We start from the raw sequence: 18,107 nt of genomic DNA, 5'->3' as shown, positions 1-18,107 counted from the left end.
GCGGCCACACGGCCGCCGTCGCTTTCTCGCTGGCACCATCTGTTCCTCTCCCTTCATATCCCCCTCGTGCGGTGCAACAACGCCTGAGCTCCCCTTCTCCTATGCCCAGCCGTTTCTCCTATGCCCAACCGTTCAATCTAGGCCCGTTCGCCCGCCTGCTGGTCCTGGCGCAAGGTCGACGCCGCCACCTGCACGTACACTGACAGCGATGACCGGGCGTTTTCCGGGCGCCGCCAGCGAGAGCAAGGAAGGTCGATGGCCAAGAACGTGGCGTTGTTTTTCGATGGCACCTGGCAGGTGCCTGACACGGACCTGCAGGATGGGGATACCAATACCAACGTGAGTCGCCTGTACCAGGCGGTGCTCGAGAACCCCATGGCCGAGGGCGGTACGATAACTCGCTACTACCGGGGCGTGGGTAGCGGTCGCCGCTGGTACGAGCGACTGGTGTCGGGAGCCACGGGGCTAGGTCTTTCCGACATTCTGCTCGACGCCTATGTCGAACTCATCGACCTGCTGCGACCGGGCGACCGACTGTTTCTCTTCGGCTTCAGCAGGGGCGCCTACACGGCACGCAGCCTTAGTGGGCTGCTTCACACCACAGGGCTGTTGAGGCCCGCCCACCGTCAGCTGGCGTGCAGGGCGTACAGGCTCTATCGCGATCGCCGACGGGGGCCGCGCTCCGCCGAAGCCAAGCGCTTTGCCTCACGCTATACCTGGATGCCAGACATTCACATGATCGGGGTGTGGGACACGGTGGGCAGTCTCGGCATTCCCCTGAGGAGCTTTGCCAACTTCAACCGACGACTGTTCGAGTTTCACGATACCAGGCTGAGCCCTTTGGTCCGTCATGCCTATCAGGCGCTGGCCATCGACGAACATCGCGAGGCCTTCGCGCCAACCCTGTGGTCGCCGCAGACCACGACCGCTACGCTGGAACAAGCCTGGTTTCCAGGCGCCCACTCGAATGTAGGGGGTGGCGTCGAGCAGCGCGCACTCTCTGATATCAGCCTTGACTGGATGATGACGCGTGCCGCACTCCATGGCCTGACACTGGCGCCACACAGCCGACCGCTGTTGGGAGCGCCGCCCCGTGACGATGACATCGTCGACTCCTACGCCCTGTTTCTATCAAACCTCTACCAATTGGTATCCCCGCTGCGCTACCTGAGGCCTGTCGGCTTTGCTCGCTTCGGTAACGAGTGCCTGCATGCCAGCGTCGCCGAGCGCCAGACGGTACTGCCACACTACCGGCCAGGCAATGCCTTCCACCCCAGCCTGTCGCACTGCTCACGTTCCCCTTGAATCGACGTCTGCCAGCAGGGCATCTCTGAAACGCCAAGCGCCCACCGGATGGGGTGGGCGCTTGGCTCACGAGCCCGCGACATGGGGCTCGTTAGGCGAGAGCTCAGTGCGAGGGGAAGTTGAACTGAGCCTGCTCCTTCTGGCGCTGGCTGGGCCAGCGCTGCGAGATCGCCTTGCGTCGCGTATAGAAGCGCACCGCGTCGGGGCCGTAGGCGTGAAGGTCACCAAACAGCGACTCTTTCCAGCCGCCAAAGCTGTGAAAGGCTACCGGCACCGGCAGCGGCACATTGATGCCGACCATGCCCACCTCGATGGCATCGGCGAAGCGCCGCCCTGCCTCACCGTCGCGGGTAAACACACAGGTACCGTTGCCAAACTGATGAGCGTTGATCAGCGCAATGGCCTCATCGAAGCTTGCCACGCGGACAACACACAGCACCGGTCCGAAGATCTCGTCACGATAGACGCTCATCTCCGGCGTTACCCGGTCGAGCAGGCTAGCGCCGAGAAAGTACCCCGGTGAAGCGGCCACCAGCGGATGCTCACGGCCATCCACGATCAGTTCAGCGCCCTCGTCGACACCCTGCTGGATATAGCCTGCCACCTTGTCGCGATGGCCGGCGTTGACCAGGGCTCCCATGTCGAGGCCAGGCTCGGTGCCAGCACCGATCTTGAGCTCACGGGCTTGCTGGGACAGCCGTTGCACCAACCTATCGGCGGTCTCATCACCAACACACACCGCTACGCTGATCGCCATGCAGCGCTCGCCGGCGCTACCGTAAGCGGCCCCGATCAAGGTACTGGCCGCGTTGTCCAGGTCGGCATCGGGCAGCACCACGGCGTGGTTCTTGGCACCCCCGAGCGCCTGCACGCGCTTGCCGTTCTCGGCGCCACGCTGATAGATCGCCTTGGCCACCGGGGTAGAGCCAACAAAGGACACCGCCTTGACATCCGGGGTATCGATCAGCGCCTCGACCACTTCACGATCGCCATGCACCACGCTGAACAGACCATCCGGCAGTCCAGCCTCGGCCAGCAGTTCGGCCATCTTCACGGCTGCTGACGGCACCTGCTCGGAGGGTTTGAGAATAAAGGCGTTGCCGCAGGCCAGCGCCATCGGATACATCCACAGCGGCACCATGGCCGGGAAGTTGAACGGCGTGATCCCGGCCACGATGCCCAGCGGCTGATGATTGGACCAGGTGTCGATGGCCGGTCCAGCGTTGTGGGAGTATTCCCCCTTGAGCAGCTCCGGCACGCCGCAGGCGTACTCGACGTTCTCGATACCGCGCTTGAGCTCGCCCATGGCGTCTTCCAGCACCTTGCCGTGCTCTTCGCTGACCAGCGCGCAGATCTCGTCGGCGTCGCGCTCCAGCAGCATCTTGAAGCGATACATCACCTGGGCGCGCTTGGCCGGCGGGGTGTCGCGCCAGGCAGGCTGGGCGCGGCGAGCCGCCTCAATGGCACACTCGACGGTAGCAGCGTCGCCCAGGGCGACACGCCCGACCGGCTCGGCGGTGGCCGGGTTGATGACATCCAGATGGCGCTGGGACGGCTGTGACTCACCGCCGATCCAATGATTCACGTCTTTCATCAAAACTCTCGATATGACTTTCTTACAAGGCGTCAGCGCCGGGCGGCCATCTCACATGCAGCCCGGCGCAGCATGTTACGCAGATGATGCGGCTCAGAACTGGCGGTCGAGCAGGGCCTCGTCGAAGGGATAGCGGGACAGCTTTTCGACGCCGGTGTCGGTGATCAGCACCTCTTCTTCCAGCTTGACCCCGTCGGCGGCGCCCACCTCGCCGATATAGCTCTCCACGGACACCACCATGCCTGGCTCAAGCACGCCATCCTTGGAGAAGCGATCAAAGTCCATATGGTGGGCGACCAGCGGCGTTTCACCGTGCATGCCGACGCCGTGAATGATGGAGGGGTAGCGACGGTCCAAGAAACGCTCGGGGATCTTCCAGGCCTGCTCGGCGATCTCGCGATAGCTTATACCTGGCTTCAGGATGCCCATATTGTGGTGCACCTGGTCGTAGGCCATCCGATACAGCTCCTTCTGGTAGGCGCTGGGGCGATTCGGGCCGACGTGGAAGGTACGCGAAAAGTCCGAATAGTAGCCGTGACAACCGATGGTATCGGTGTCCAGCGCCACCAGCTCGCCCGGACGGATGACCCGGTCACTGGCCTCATTGAACCAGGGGTTGGTACGCGGGCCGGAGGACAGCAGACGGGTCTCGATGAATTCGCCGCCCTGGCGGATGACGTTGCCGTACATGACCGCGAACAGTTCGTTCTCGGTGATGCCGGGCTTGATCGCGGCTTCAACCTCAGCGACTGCCGCCTCGCTGCCGGCCATGGACTGGGCCAGACAGGCGATCTCTTCCGGGGTCTTGATGCGCCGACAGTGCAGGGTGTCCTGCATGCAGTCGAAGACCTCAAGGCCCTGGGCCTCGAGCGAACGGGCCAGGTTGAGCGCACAGCGATCCAGCCCGATCTTGCGGTTGCCGCGCCCGTGCTCTTCGATCAGCTCGGCGATCTCCACACCGAAGGGGTCCGAAGAGAGGTTGTCGCGCTGATTGACGGCGGACCACACCACCTTGGACGTGCGCGATTCATCGATGGTCTCGAGCCAGGTAGAGACGTGGGCGCTGCCCGGGTATTCGAACAGGATCACCGGCCCTTCCAGGGGCACATAGATGTAGCGGGTCGAGTTGCGCAGGAAGTAGCCGAACATGTTGCGCGACCCGGTGGCATAGCGCTGGTTGTTGGGGTCGAACAGTACCATGGCGGCGTAGCCTTGCTCCGCCATCGTCGCGCGCAGCCGCGCAAGGCGCCCGGCGCGCAGCTGTTTCGGGTCAAACGCCGTGGGGATGCTATCGCCGTTGGCCATCGGCGCTGATGGCACCACGGGAATGTGATCCGGTTCATTGTCGGTAAGGTTGTCGAAGTCGACGATGCTCATGTCAGGGTCCTGTTCAAACGGGCAGAAAATCACGCTGGGTGCGGCCTGTCCGGAGCTCTATGGACGGGCTCTCTGAGACGGGGCTCTCTGGGACAGGGCTCTGAGACGCTCTGCTAGAACCCGGCCGCCGCACTCCACGCTTAATCCGCCAGGGAATCGGTACGATTCATGCCTTCCTTCAGGAGGGTCTCGTGAATCGGCGCCATACGGCCGAAAATACGTTGGGCGCGCTCCGGGCGGCCGATGAAACCCGGCTCCTTGGCGTAGGCGAAGATCACGGTGTGGCGCTCTTTCTGGCCTTCCACCGGCGTCACGCGATGCAGAGAGTAGCGGCCAAAGAAGACCTGCAGGTCACCCGGCTGCAGATCCAGCGCCTTGAGACGCGAGCGATCGCCATCCAGCACCTTTTCGACCTCTTCGAAGCTCTCGCCTTCAGGACTACGAATGCCGGGGGCGTACTCGAAGCGCCCACCGCCGTGGGACTGGCGAGTCATCATGGTGACGATGAATTCGTTGGTGTCGTAATGCCACGGATGCTGGCAGCCCTCTCTCAGCACATTGACCACCAGGTCCGCCAGCGGGTCGGCATACTGATGAATCTCTTCCATGCCCACCACGGTGGCGATAAAGCGCTGGAAGTCCGGATGCTGGTAGACCTGACGAATGATCGTGTCTTCACCGATGCGGTCACCGGCGACAAAGCCGTTGGTGCGATCGTCGAAGCGATTAAGCGGATGCGACGCGGGCCGCTCGGGATCCCCGGCGTTGTTGTAGGGATTCGTTTCGGTCTGATTGTAGTGAGCATCCGGTGAGAGCCTTTCGGTCTCGCGCTCCAGCCGCGCCAGCGCATCGGCCGGCACGAAGTTCTTGAGCACCACGCAGCCGTCGTCGGCCAGCTGTGCGTGACAGCGCTGGATCAGCGCCCGGCCGGACTCGCCGTCCAGATCATGAATCGGGTAGTGCTCAAGGTCGATCAGACCGTCCAACGAGGACGTGGTGGGCGCATCGGTGGCCTGCATGAGAAGCTCCTGCCTGTCTGGTGTGTTGCTGGACAGGATAGGGAGCGGCTCTCCATAATAGAAATGAATGGTTGAGATACTACTTATTTCAAAGGCTCATTAATCATGGACACAGACCTGCTCCGCGCCTTCGTCACCGTGGCCGAGTGCCAAGGCTTCAGCGCCGCAGGACGGGTGCTGCATCGCACCCAATCCGCCGTCAGCCTGCAGATCAAACGGCTCGAAGATCAGATGCACACTCCCCTGTTCGAGCGCACCAGTCGCAGCGTACTGCTGACGGCGGACGGGGAGCGCCTGCTGCCCTATGCCCGACACATGCTGACCCTGGAAGATGAGGCCAAAGCCGCGCTGGGAGATCATCAGCAGGGTGAAAAGATTCGCTTTGGTACTTCGGAAGAACAGGCCAGCGCCTACCTGCCGGAGCTGCTGCCACGCTTTGCCGAGGCTTATCCCAGCACGCGTATCGAGGTCATCTGCGGCATCAGTGCTGGCCTGGTGGATAGCTTCCAGCAGGGGCTATTGGACGTGGTGCTCTCGATTCGCCATGGCCCTACCCAGTCCGGCCAGTTGCTTGGGTGGGAGCCGATGGTGTGGGTTGCCGCCCAAGGAGCAGACCCTACCCGCGGCCGGCGCCTGCCGCTCGCCCTCAACCCTGAAGGGTGCATCTTCAGAGCCCATGCCCTGGCGGCCCTGGGCAAGCAGGAACGCGCCTGGGAGCTGCGCTACTCGAGCCAATCACCGACTGGCATCAACCTGCCCGTTCAAGCAGGCCTGGCCGTGACCGTCAAGACGCCCCGCAGCGTTCCCGAGGGCTGCCGGATTCTGGATGACGCCCATGGTCTGCCGGCTCTGGGCCAGGTTGAAATTGAGATGCATCGCCGTCCGGGTCACGCCAGCGACGCCTTCAGTACCTTTTGCCAGCAGCTGGAGGAAATCGTGACGCATAACGATGCCGTCGCCGTGCCCGAGTTCCACGATCCGACGCCGTAGACCACCCGCGGCAAACAAGGGGTCACGGCGGCCACCATGTGCCGCCTTCGGCCTGTCATCCACCCGACCACGATGGGGATGCCAGCGCCGTTACCTCGCTTCTTCAGGCAAGCTACCTCCTGATCACTATGTCGAAGCGACATGGACCATGTCACAGTGCGATCAGCAGGTGTGCTCGCCTTCGCGCGCACCTTTCACTTGACCTGAAAAACGGTCGGGAGATAACGGTGACTGCAAGTCGCAACGATACCGCCAGCGGCGGCCAACCCTCCACAAAGGCCTTTCCAGCGCAGGGTGACCGGGACGAAATGGCTGAGGAGCTTGCCCGGCTGAAGGATCGCCATAGAAAGCTGAGAGACAGGGTCACCAGCATACGTCACTACGCCGGCGACCATCTGCCCGCAAAGCCTGGGCTGGTCATCGTCAAGATGTTGGAAGATGCGTTAAAGGTCTAGCAGGCAGACAAGCGCTTCCCAGATGCAGGTAACTCGTGCAAGCAATACTGCCGCCCGTATAGAAAACACCTTTGCGCATACTACTGCATCACCTTCTCCAAATGGGCATCGCTACCACCCTCTTCGTCCGGTTTCTCCTGCCGGTCCTTGCGTTCCTTTCTTCACCGCATTCTGCTACTTCTGACCACCTGACCATGGGACTATTCCGCCCCTGCCCTGCCTTTCCTATAACGTATAGCAGAAGCTATAGGTCTTTGTTTTAGCTTAATCTTGCAGCCTTGGTAAAGAGTTGCATCCTGTCAACAAGACGCTAATATCCCATGCAATGTCGCTATGGCAGTGATAGCCGAAAGGCGCGTGTCTGAGTCATTTTTTTCGATGACGTTGTTGGACGGGCTTGTGCCATCGGGCTTTCTTAAAGGGCGCGTCTCAAGTGGCTTTTGTCAGCGAGCATGACTCACAGCGCGTCATCGCAGACATCAGCAGAGGCCATAGGCACTGAAAGCGCTACGATGCTGGTGGTTTAACAACGGTCATGGCCGCCATCACACCGCTGCCATTCTGCCCATAAAAAGCACGATAACGTTGCCATCATTTACCACAGTCACTGCTATTAAAGAGCCACCATGAATCCGACCTCCACCCTGCTGCTGGCTTTCTCCCTGTCGTCAGATGCCTTCGCCGCGTCTGTCAGCAAAGGGGCCTGCGTGCGACGGCTGCGTTTTATCGTGGCCCTGCAGACAGGGTTGATGTTCGGCCTGGTGGAGGCCACCACCCCGATTATCGGCTGGATGCTCGGTTCCAGCGCTCATGAGACCATTCGTGACTGGGATCATTGGATCATCTTCTTCCTGCTGCTGGCCCTCGGTGGAAAGATGATCCAGAGCGGCTTGATGCCCAGGGCAAAGGACTGTGCCAGCTGCGACTGCGGCGCCACCACTGACCGTACCCGCTGGTGGCTGATCATCGCGACCGCCGTCACCACCAGCCTCGACGCCATGGCCGTCGGTGTCGGCCTGGCCTTTATGGAAGCCAATATCTGGATCACCGCATTGACGATAGGCGCGGCTACAACGCTGATGGCGACCTTGGGCATGCTGTTAGGTCGCAAGCTCGGCAAGGCCGTTGGCCCACGAGCAGAAATTATCGGCGGTCTGGTACTGATCGGCATCGGTGCAACGACCCTGCACCACCACTTACTGGGATAACGTCCCGCTTGGCCGAAACAGCGGCAAGGGACACCCTGCAAAAATGCCTGCTTCGCCAATTCGCTGTTTTTAGCTGAGGCTGCACCGGCCATCCGTCAAAGCGAATATCATAGCCCTGGTCACAACAGAGCTCCGGGTGCCTGGAAGGGTTTTGGCCGTGGCCTCACTGCCTTGGTTTTCGCTGGCTCAGTGATCCTGCAGGACCTATCTAGTCTCCCTCTAGTCTCTCGCTAATCACTCACTCGTCCCGAGCTCGCCCCTCACTAGCCCCGCCCTCTTCCACAAATAAGCCAAATCAGCACAGGATGCGCACGCCAAGGCGCGGTTTCTCGATACTCTGCTGTGAGATACCGCTAGGTCTGAGTCTGTGCTATTTCACCCAATACGACAGATCAAGGCCTTGCTGATACCCCAACGGTGGATCCGCAAGGCTATCCCACGACTTTCTCCCCTTCCGGTTATTCTGTCGGCAGGCCTGCTGTCAGGCTGCGCCAGCTCGTCGCCTGACCGACAGCCGCAACAGGCTTACTATCCTTCGGTGCCCCCTGCACAGGCCAGCGCGTCAGAGTCCGAGCCGGTTGTATCCGCATCGCTGTCACCCTCGGCCCTGTCTCCCTCGGCCCTGTCTCCCTCGGCCCTGGCATCACCATCCTTAGCATCGCCTGCCCTGTCGTCATCGGCTCACGCCTCTTCGACGCTGGTCAGCCAGTCCGTCGCTCGCATGGCCAGCGCCAGCCTGGTCTCCCAGGGAGTCAATGTCGCCCACACCGTTGGTGTCGATCACCTCAGCGCGGGGGCGCAGCAGGCTGTGCATAGCTCGGCTGACTATCTGGAAAGCTCACTTGATGTTATCGACAGCGCGGTGGACACCCTGGCGTCACTTCCCCTGCTGCACCGCTTTGATGACCGGATCACCCGCGTACTGTCACTCGATCGCTACGGCCAACGTATCGGGCATGCCTTGGGATTCAGGGAAAAGGACCTCTATCTCGCCGAACAGCAAGGACATCTGGAGCGCTCACTCACCGCCCAGGTGGCAGACGTGCTACAGGCCGGACTGGAGCCTTTCCTGATCACTACCGACTCGCTGTTGCTGCCCGGACTGGCAGCAGACCTGCTCGTGGCAGGAGGAGACGCCCTAAAGGAGGGAAGTGGCAGCGTGCTGAGCCGCACCGGCGAATGGGTCAGCCTGGCGGGTATCGCCCTGGGAGGACAGCACAATGATAACGGCCTCGCCGGCGCCGCGGCCCGCAGCGTGTCGCGTCATAGCGGTATACCCAGGCTGGATGAGCAAGCCGTCATCGGCCTGGTGGACAGCGTCGGCAGTGACGACAAAAGTACGCTTGCGGCTACCGCGCTGCTGGGGCGCACCACCTTGAGCAATACCCTGGCGGTCGAACTGACGGGAATGAACCGTGATATTGGGGGCCAGCTGTCGCGGCCCAGTCAGCGACTACAGGATAGCGTCACGGACACGCTTGCCCCCGCGCAGCAGCTGGGTGAGCTGGCTACCCACCTGACCGCGATCATCGACGAGACGCAGACCACACTTCACGGTATACAAGATCTCGTCGACGAAAGCCGTGACGTGTCGAGACGCCTGGACGGCCTGCCCCTGTCCAGCTCACTCAGCGACGGCGTCACGCTGTTAGGTCGGCTCGACGGCCGGCTAAGCTCCACCGGCCAGACGGTTCTGCCAACCGTCAGCACCGTCGCCGAAGGCCTGGCCTGGGCCGACGCCAGCACCCGGCAACTGGCTCAACGCGCGGGCGATAGCCTGGCGCCGATCACCGACGCCAACATGGCAAGCGTTGAACATCTAACGAACACCGTGATTCAGGCGCCCATGGCGGCTCGACCGGTCGATGAACTCAGTGATGCCGTGCTGTCACTGGGTGACGGCATGGGTCTTGCTCCCATCGCCGCTGGGCTCGACTGGGTCATGGTGGTGCCGATCAACCGCAACATTCCAGCGAATACGTTGAGTGGTGTCAGCGTCAGTACCGGTGGTCATGGCAACAACCGTCACGGCGTCGACCCTATCCCCCCTCCCCAACACCTCGGTGGAAGTGCGCTGGCAGGTTCAAGGGCCGACCAGATGCCGTAATACCCCCTAGGCCTGCTCTCAGCCCCCTCGAGCATCCAGCCTGCCGCTCGCTCGGCGATCATCAAGGTCGGTGAGTTGGTATTGCCGCTGGTGATGGTCGGCATGACGCCGGCGTCCGCCACCCGCAGCCCCTGAATACCCCTCACCCGCAAGCGCGAGTCGACCACCGCCATGGGGTCGTCGGCCTGGCCCATCCGGGTGGTACCGACCGGGTGAAAGATGGTGGTGCCGATGTCTCCGGCGAGCCGCCACAACTCCTCATCGGTCTGGTACTGGATGCCGGGCTTGACCTCTTCCGGTTCGTACTTGGCGAAGGCTTGCTGCTCGGCGATCCTGCGGGTCACGCGCAGCGAGTCCGCCGCCACCCGCCGGTCCTCATCGGTGCTCAGGTAGTTGGGGGCGATGGACGGCGCCTGGGCCGGGTCGGCGCTCTGGATCCTGACGCTGCCGCGACTGGTCGGATTCAGGTTGCAGACGCTGGCCGTCACCGCCGGATAGGGATGCAACGGCTGACCGAAGGCTTCCAGACTCAGGGGCTGGACGTGGTACTGGATGTTGGGGTGCTCATGCTCGTCGCTGCTGCGGGTGAAGATGCCGAGCTGCGACGGTGCCATGCTCATCGGGCCGGTGCGCTTGAGCAGGTACTCCACCCCGATACCGGCCTTGCCCCACAGGGTGCTGGCCATGGTGTTGAGGGTCTTGGCGCCCTTGACCCGATACACCGAGCGAATCTGCAGGTGGTCCTGCAGGTTCTCGCCGACCCCCGGCAGTTCGTGGACGACGTCGATGCCGTGCTGCTTGAGCAGCTCACCAGGCCCGATGCCGGAGAGCTGCAGGATCTGGGGAGAACCGATGGCGCCGGCGGACAGCACCACCTCACGGCGCGCCCTGGCCACCTGGGTGGTGCCCTCACGCTTGACCTCGACTCCTTCACAGCGCTTCTCGCCGTCAGTCTCGCCGCCCGCGACGATCAGCCGGTTGACCTGGGTGGAGTGCCACAGGGTCAGGTTCGACCGCTTGAGCGCCGGACGCAGAAACGCCTTGGCGGTGTTCCAGCGCCAGCCGGAGCGCTGATTGACCTCGAAGTAATCGACGCCTTCATTGCTGCCACGGTTGAAGTCCTGGGTACGTGGAATCCCCGCCTGGACCGCCGCCTCAGCGAAGTCATCCAGCACCTGCCAGTTCAACCGCTGCTTTTCGATGCGCCACTCGCCACCGTGACCGTGAAAGTCCCGGTGGGCGGCGTCGGCGTCGCTGCCCTCGTCCAGACGATAATGATCCTCGTGCTGGATGAAAGCCGGCAGGCAGTGCTCCCAACGCCACTGCTCGTCGCCGGTGACGTCGGCCCAGTGGTTGTAGTCCCGGGCCTGGCCGCGCATGTAGATCATGCCGTTGATGCTCGAGCAGCCACCGAGCGTCTTGCCGCGCGGATACAACAGCGAGCGCCCGTTGAGGCCCGCGTCTGGATCGGTGCGAAAGCGCCAGTCGGTGCGCGGGTTGTCGATGCAGTACAGGTAGCCCACCGGTACGTGGATCCAGTGGTAGTTGTCGCGACCACCGGCCTCGATCAGCAGCACCCGGTTGTTCGGGTCGGCGCTCAAGCGATTGGCCAGCAGGCACCCGGCGGTGCCTGCTCCGACCACGATGTAGTCAAACTCGCTGTCGTATTGTTGTGCGGTTGTCATCGCGAATCCCTCGATTCAGGGCATTATTTGGCGGTCGGCATCACGAACTCCGCGCCCGCCTCGATGGAGTCGGACCAGCGCTGCATGATCGACTTCTGCTTGGTATAGAAGCGCACGCCCTCTTCGCCGTAGGCATGCATGTCGCCAAACAGCGAACGCTTCCAGCCACCGAAGCCATGCCACGCCATGGGCACCGGGATCGGTACATTGATACCGACCATGCCCACCTGGATGCGACGGCCGAACTCGCGGGCCACCTTGCCGCTCTCGGTGAAGCAGCTGACGCCGTTGCCGAACTCATGGTCGTTGATCAGCTCGATGGCGGTGGCCACGTCCGGCACGCGCACGCAGGCCAGCACCGGGCCGAAGATCTCCTCCCGGTAGATCGTCATCTCTGGCGTCACGTGATCAAACAGGGTGCCGCCCATCCAGAAGCCCTCGCTGCAGCCTTCACCGGTTTGGCTGGCGTCGAAGTCGCGGCCATCAACTACCAGCTCGGCACCCTCCTCGACGCCCTTGTCGATATAGCCGGTAATCCGCTGGTGGGCCTGGGCGGTGACGATGGGTCCCATCTCGGCGTCCAGCTGCATGCCGTCCTGGACCTTGAGGTTGCGTGCCCGCTCGGCGACCCGCGCCACCACATCGTCGGCCACATCACCGACCAGCACCGCCACACTGATGGCCATGCAACGCTCGCCGGCGGAGCCATAGGCCGCACCGATCAGCGCATCCACCGCCTTGTCGAGATCAGCGTCGGGCATCACCACCATATGGTTCTTGGCGCCACCAAGGGCCTGCACACGCTTGCCGAGGGCAGCACCACGCTGATAGATCAGGTTGGCGATGGGGGTGGAACCGACGAAGGACAGCGCCTTGACGTCAGGATGATCGATCAGCGCGTCCACCGTTTCCTTGCCGCCCTGGACCACGTTGAACACGCCGTCGGGCAGCCCGGCCTGCTTCAGCAGGTCCGCCATCATCAGCGAGGCGCTGGGATCGGTGGGGCTAGGCTTGAGGATAAAGCTGTTGCCGGCGGCGATGGCGACCGGGAACATCCACATCGGCACCATGGCCGGGAAATTGAACGGCGTAATGCCGGCGACCACGCCTAGCGGCTGACGCAGGGTCCAGTTGTCGATGCCGGTGCTGACCTGGTCGGTGAAGTCGCCCTTGAGCAGCTGCGGGATACCACAGGCGAACTCGACGATGTCGATACCCCGTGCCACCTCGCCCTGGGCGTCGGTGAAGACCTTGCCGTGCTCACGGGTGATCGCCTCGGCCAGGGCATCCTTGTTGGCGTTGAGCAATTCGAGGAAGCGGAACATCACCCGGGCGCGACGGATGGGCGGGGTGTCGGCCCAGCTCGGGAAGGCCGCCTTGGCCACCTCCACCGCCTTGTCGATCTCGTTGGCGGAAGCCAACGCCACGCGCCCGCTGACCTGGCCGGTCGCCGGGTTGTAGACGTCCTGATGGCCCAGGGATGCACCTTCGTCTCTCTGGCCGCCGATAAAGTGAGGAATCGTCGAGGTCATGGGGTACTCCTTTATAAGCATTGTTTAAGTAAATCGAGCCTGGGCGTCTGCAAAAAGGTGTCCAGCCTGCTCGTCTTGTCGCTGTACAGCCTATCGCTGATGGGGATCGGAGCAATTGAGTTATTTGGAACCCAGATATAAAGTTTTCAAATATCACGCTCGATTAAAGGAAGGCGCCATGCAGGACTACCCCACACTGCGAGCATTCGTCACGGTAGCGCGCCTCGGCAGCGTCTCTCGGGCCGCCGAAGCGCTGCACCTCACCCAGCCGGCGATTAGCCTAAAGTTGAAGCAGCTGCAGGCAACGCTGGGTCTGACGCTGTTCCACCGTCACCCCCAGGGACTGGAGCTGACCGCGGACGGTCAGGCACTGCTGCCCACCGCCGAGAAGGCGCTGGAGAGCGCCCGGGTGTTCGATCAGATGGCCCGCTCACTGCACACGACAGTGCGCGGGCTGCTGAGAATCGGCACCATCATCGATCCTGAGTTCATCCGCCTGGGCAGCTTCCTCAAGGTACTGGTCGAGCGCGCGCCGCAACTCGAAACTGAGCTGCGTCATGGCATGAGTGGTGTCGCCCTGTCACGGGTCGAGCGAGGGGAGCTGGACGCGGCCTTCTACCTGGCGCCACCAGGTGTCGGTGCCAGCAGCACCTCACCGGCGCTGGCATACGTTGAACTGACGCACTTTCGCTATCATGTGGTGGCCCCATCTGGCTGGGAGTCACGGGTTGCGGACACCGCATGGCCCGTCCTGGCCAGCCTGCCCTGGATCGTCACACCGGCGGATTCAGTGCACCATCGCCTGCTCAAGCGCGCCATGCAGCAAAGCGGCGTGACGCCCAGGCGGGTCGCCCAGGTCGACCAGGAAGCCTGCATGCTCGACTTGGTACGCGCCGGAGTGGGACTTAGCCTGGCCCGTGATTCGCTAGCCCTGGCCGAGCGCCAACGCAGCGGCCTGACCATCGTCGAGGGAGTGGCGCTGGACTGTGCGCTCTGTTTCATCTGGCGGCGAGAGCGTACCGCTGACGCTCCACTGCAAGCGGCGCTGGAAACCCTTGAACAGGTCTGGCCCAGTCGGCCCCACTAACCAACGCCGGCTAAGCACCTACACAGAGATCAGTGACGAGGCTAGCTTAAGGCGCCCAGACCCGCGGCTAGTTTAAGGCGCCCAGGGACGCGCCTAGTTTAAGGCGCCCGAGGACGCGCTTAGCTCAAGGCGCCCGAGGACGCGCCTAGCTTAGGGCGCCCAGGCCAGCGACGCCGAACCACGGGCCATTGCAAGGGGATGTGGCGTGCTTCTTTGGGCGCAGACCCGGCGCCTAACCGGCGGCCAGCGGTGATACCATCAAGCACTCTTCCGCCTGGACGAAGGAACGCCCCATGACTGACCTGTCTCGCTTTCCGATTACCCAGAAATGGCCCCCCAGTCACCCGGATCGCCTCCAGCTCTACTCCCTGCCGACGCCCAACGGCGTCAAGATATCGATCATGCTGGAAGAAATCGGGCTGGCCTACGAGGCTCACCGAATCAACTTCGACAGCAAGGACCAGCACTCTCCGGAGTTTCTCTCTCTCAGTCCCAACAACAAGATTCCGGCGATCCTCGACCCGGACGGGCCGGAGGGCAAGCCACTCACGCTGTTCGAGTCAGGAACCATTCTGCTCTATCTCGCCGACAAGAGCGGGCAACTGCTGCCACAGTCTCCCCAGGCGTACTATCAGGCCCTTCAATGGCTGATGTTTCAGGTTGGCGGCGTCGGTCCCATGTTTGGCCAGGTCGGTTTCTTCCATTTCTTCGGCGGTAAGGAGTTCGAGGACAAGCGACCCTTGCAGCGCTACCTCGACGAGGCCCGACGGCTGCTCGGTGTGCTCGACAAGCAGCTGGAAGACCGCCAATGGGTGCTGGGGGATGACTACTCGATAGCGGATATCGCGATCTTCCCATGGGTGCGTAACCTGGTTGAGCGTTACGGTGCCGGCGAGCTGGTCGGCTACGACGACTTCCTCCAGGTCAAGCGAGGACTCAGCGCCTTCCTCGAGCGTCCAGCAGTGCGACGCGGCCTGACGGTCCCTAGCTAAAGCCCTCCCGCCGGCAACATAGTTCTCCAACTGCGACTCGGCGGGCTCAAACTACAAGCGGTCTTTTATACCGTCAGGGCCATAGCGCGAAGGGAAGAAGGGAGGAAAAGCGAGAGTGGCAAAGAGAGAGGACAAAGAGAAGGGGTAAAGAGGGACCAAGAACGAAGCCCTAACAGTGAGATCTGGAAACGTGAAAGACAATGAGGGTTGGTGAGAGCGGGTGAGAGATGACGTGTACAGCACAATAAGCCGATAATCCCGTGGAGCGGCTCCGACCGGGCCGCCAGCTGTACACCATCGCCCCCTTCTCACGACCCCGGCAGCTAATGCCGGCTCATCTGGAGCTTGTCATGACGTTGCGTCACCTACCCCCCCTGTGCGCTCTGCTGCTGTCGTCCTTCGCTTACGCAAGTCCGCCAGCTTGCCAGAACGCTCAGCTCGACAAGACAGCACAGGCGTTGATGGACCGGCATGGGATTCCCGGCATGTCGGTAGCGGTGATCGATGCGGGCGAGGTGTGCCTCAGCCACTACGGCGTCGCGACGAAGGAATCCGGCTCCGACACCACCGCCGAGCTTACCAACGACACGCTGTTCGAGGTTGGCTCACTCAGCAAGACCTTTACCGCGGCGCTGGGTGCCTGGGTGCACGAGAACGGCGGCTTCGCGCTGGATGACACCGCCGCCAGCATCGAGCCCCGTTTCAGCGGCCGACCGGTCGGCGACGTCAGCATGGCAGAGCTTGCCACCTACACCGCCGGTGGCTTCCCGCTGCAGTTTCCCTCGGGCGTCGACGACGACACCATTCACGACTACTTCGTGAACTGGCAGCCGGACTTCGCCGCCGGCACCCAGCGACTTTATTCGAACCCCAGCATCGGCCTGTTCGGCCTGCTCGCAGCCCAGAGCTACGGAGCGAGCTTCGCTGAGCTGATGCAGGACAGCGTACTGCCCACACTTGGCCTCAATGCCACCTGGCTTACGGTGCCCGACGACCAGGCCCACCACTACGCCCAAGGCTACAACGGTGATGAGCCGGTACGCGTCAACCCAGGCCCGCTGGATGCCGAGGCCTACGGCATCAAGACCACAGCGCTGGACATGGCCCGCTTCATCCAGGCCAACATCGATGCCTATCACGGCAACCAGAACACCCCGGACGACCAGCGCATGGCAAAAGCCCTGCTGACCACCCATCACGGCTACGCCGCCGTCGGTGACATGCAGCAGGGCCTGGGCTGGGAAAGCTATGCCCTGCCAACGACACTGGAGACCCTGATGGCAGGCACCACCGCCGAGATGGCCCTCGAGCCCCAGGCCGTTACCATGCTGGCAACCTCTGGCGAGCCTCAGCCCCAGCGCTGGTATCACAAGACCGGCTCCACCGGCGGCTTTGGCGCCTACGCCGCCTTTATTCCCTCCCGGGAACGGGGCATCGTTATCCTCGCCAACAAGCGCTACCCCAACGGCGAACGGGTGGAAGCCGCCTGGCGGATACTGAACTCCCTGGACCAGTAACCGAAAGACCAAAGGGCACACCATGCCCGATAAGAGCAGATAGGCGGAGGACCATCGCCCGTGATGGTCCTCCGCCAGCTGCCTAAGCTAGCGGTGAATGTTGCGCAGACAGCCAACGATGAAACCGGCCCACCAACGCTGGTACACTACGCGCCCTCTCAGCTCCGACCCGTGAACCCCATGACTGACCACGATCCCCTGGCCCAGGCCCGCCGCTTTTCCGTGGCGCCGATGATGGATCGGGGATAAAGCCCGCAACCACGGGCTCTCCCGGCGTCGTGTACCAAAAATGTACCAGCACGAAAAAGTGGCACGGATCCTGCCGCTAGCGTTGCGCTTGTCGGTGAGACAGGCGCGAGCATGGACGTGACGAACGCGTGCGTACGCGCTAGAGGCGGCCCCGCCTCAGAATCCGTGGGGTCAGAATGAGGAAGGTCCTCGGCAACATGCTTGAAGAAACGTCGGCTACCGACCATTCAGGTGTGACTTCAACCACTGAATGACGTTTCGCTTCCCTTCTGGTGAGTACCTACTTAAGTGTGGTGTTCCTGCCACGTAAATATCACGGCCGTTGAGTTCGGTCGAGAACCCCTTTACTTTCCAATTTCCATGGCCTGAGCAGATACGATCTTCTTTTCCATTAAGCAATTTTCGAAGATACCCGTAGGACGACTTCTCGGAGTTACCAAATGCTAATATCAATCTAGGCTGGACCAACTCAATAATCGCTTCATGGACGGGCCAGCACTGTTCCGCTAAGGAGTAGTGAACTCCGTTTTCATCTCGACTCCTCACAAAAATCAAATTACTAGAACAAACTTCTCGTGGTTCAAGGCCAAGCTCATTCAGTAAATAAACAATTCGCCTTTGCAAAGTGGCTTTGCCAGGCCCCCAAGAACCATTGCCATTTGACCAAGACTCGTCCAAATATGCATTTATATCTGAGCTAAGAATTTCGTCAATACCTTCTTCGATCGTTGATCCGCCATCACCTCCAGGATTGAACCCCAGCAAATACACGTCTCCTTTTTTCAACGTTTCGTGACTACTATATAAAATCCCACCAGACTCATTCATCAAATCACTCAGCGCGTTCCGTGCGATCACGGGAATATCTTCCTTTCTCATACTACCTCCAGAGTCGTCTGCCCGAAGAAAGTTCGCCGCAGGAAAAGACAGCTTCCCCGACTAAAGGTGAGAGTGTCAAATCGCATGATTCCGCATGACAGACAGCCCCTT

Annotated in this window: 14 protein-coding genes; 8 read left to right on the top strand and 6 right to left on the bottom strand. The window is 61.9% G+C overall.

All coding sequences use genetic code 11. The annotated features are described in order from the left end of the window. Nucleotides 1–255: 255 nt before the first annotated feature. Nucleotides 256–1,305 carry a DUF2235 domain-containing protein gene (locus KUV72_RS18285; protein ID WP_222239325.1) on the top strand — a complete coding sequence of 350 codons (1,050 nt, stop codon included), beginning with the start codon at nt 256–258 and terminating at the stop codon, nt 1,303–1,305. Between the two features lie 103 nt (nt 1,306–1,408). On the opposite strand, the gene KUV72_RS18280 is transcribed toward KUV72_RS18285, so the two are convergent. The 3 genes from KUV72_RS18280 to KUV72_RS18270 all read right to left on the bottom strand — a co-directional run bounded on the left by KUV72_RS18280 (nt 1,409) and on the right by KUV72_RS18270 (nt 5,295). Beyond that, entirely contained in the window at nt 1,409–2,899 is a 1,491-nt protein-coding gene (locus KUV72_RS18280; protein WP_222239324.1) for a CoA-acylating methylmalonate-semialdehyde dehydrogenase, read from the bottom strand. Nucleotides 2,900–2,992: 93 nt separating this feature from the next. Next, a complete protein-coding gene (locus KUV72_RS18275) occupies nt 2,993–4,276 on the bottom strand; it encodes a M24 family metallopeptidase (protein ID WP_206944295.1) in 1,284 nt (427 codons plus the stop codon). A gap of 140 nt (nt 4,277–4,416) precedes the next feature. Then, nucleotides 4,417–5,295 (bottom strand): hypothetical protein, encoded by an 879-nt coding sequence (locus KUV72_RS18270; protein WP_206944297.1) that lies wholly within the window; start codon nt 5,293–5,295, stop codon nt 4,417–4,419. A 105-nt stretch (nt 5,296–5,400) separates the two neighbouring features. Between KUV72_RS18270 and KUV72_RS18265 the strand changes: the two genes are divergently transcribed. The 4 genes from KUV72_RS18265 (at nt 5,401) to KUV72_RS18250 (ending at nt 10,055) form a co-directional block, all read left to right on the top strand. Then, nucleotides 5,401–6,285 carry a LysR family transcriptional regulator gene (locus KUV72_RS18265; protein ID WP_206944299.1) on the top strand — a complete coding sequence of 295 codons (885 nt, stop codon included), beginning with the start codon at nt 5,401–5,403 and terminating at the stop codon, nt 6,283–6,285. A gap of 227 nt (nt 6,286–6,512) precedes the next feature. Further along, a complete protein-coding gene (locus KUV72_RS18260) occupies nt 6,513–6,740 on the top strand; it encodes a hypothetical protein (protein ID WP_222239323.1) in 228 nt (75 codons plus the stop codon). Between the two features lie 626 nt (nt 6,741–7,366). Then, nucleotides 7,367–7,948, top strand: a complete 582-nt coding sequence (locus tag KUV72_RS18255) for a manganese efflux pump MntP family protein (protein WP_206944302.1) — start codon at nt 7,367–7,369, stop codon at nt 7,946–7,948. A gap of 721 nt (nt 7,949–8,669) precedes the next feature. Then, a complete protein-coding gene (locus KUV72_RS18250) occupies nt 8,670–10,055 on the top strand; it encodes a hypothetical protein (protein ID WP_222239322.1) in 1,386 nt (461 codons plus the stop codon). On the opposite strand, the gene KUV72_RS18245 is transcribed toward KUV72_RS18250, so the two are convergent. Continuing rightward, nucleotides 9,974–11,740, bottom strand: coding sequence for a GMC family oxidoreductase (locus KUV72_RS18245; RefSeq protein WP_222239321.1), 1,767 nt, complete (start codon nt 11,738–11,740; stop codon nt 9,974–9,976). The genes KUV72_RS18250 and KUV72_RS18245 overlap by 82 nt on opposite strands. A gap of 23 nt (nt 11,741–11,763) precedes the next feature. Continuing rightward, on the bottom strand, nt 11,764–13,272 hold the full coding sequence (locus KUV72_RS18240) for a CoA-acylating methylmalonate-semialdehyde dehydrogenase (RefSeq protein WP_222239320.1): 1,509 nt from the start codon (nt 13,270–13,272) through the stop codon (nt 11,764–11,766). A gap of 178 nt (nt 13,273–13,450) precedes the next feature. Here KUV72_RS18240 and KUV72_RS18235 point away from each other — a divergent pair, with 178 nt between their 5' ends. From KUV72_RS18235 to ampC, 3 genes are all read left to right on the top strand, one after another. Then, nucleotides 13,451–14,359, top strand: a complete 909-nt coding sequence (locus KUV72_RS18235) for a LysR family transcriptional regulator (protein ID WP_222239319.1) — start codon at nt 13,451–13,453, stop codon at nt 14,357–14,359. Between the two features lie 293 nt (nt 14,360–14,652). Next, nucleotides 14,653–15,351, top strand: a complete 699-nt coding sequence (locus KUV72_RS18230; RefSeq protein WP_222239318.1) for a glutathione S-transferase C-terminal domain-containing protein — start codon at nt 14,653–14,655, stop codon at nt 15,349–15,351. Between the two features lie 350 nt (nt 15,352–15,701). Continuing rightward, nucleotides 15,702–16,868 carry a class C beta-lactamase gene (gene ampC / locus KUV72_RS18225; RefSeq protein WP_222239317.1) on the top strand — a complete coding sequence of 389 codons (1,167 nt, stop codon included), beginning with the start codon at nt 15,702–15,704 and terminating at the stop codon, nt 16,866–16,868. 465 nt (nt 16,869–17,333) lie between these two features. Here the strand turns inward: ampC and KUV72_RS18220 are convergent, their stop codons facing one another. Next, nucleotides 17,334–17,996, bottom strand: a complete 663-nt coding sequence (locus KUV72_RS18220; RefSeq protein WP_222239316.1) for a uracil-DNA glycosylase family protein — start codon at nt 17,994–17,996, stop codon at nt 17,334–17,336. Between the last annotated feature and the right edge of the window lie 111 nt (nt 17,997–18,107).

This window comes from Halomonas sp. DP4Y7-1 (genome assembly GCF_019800705.1).
Lineage (GTDB): Bacteria > Pseudomonadota > Gammaproteobacteria > Pseudomonadales > Halomonadaceae > Halomonas > Halomonas litopenaei_A.
This window is presented reverse-complemented; position numbering and strand designations above follow the sequence as displayed.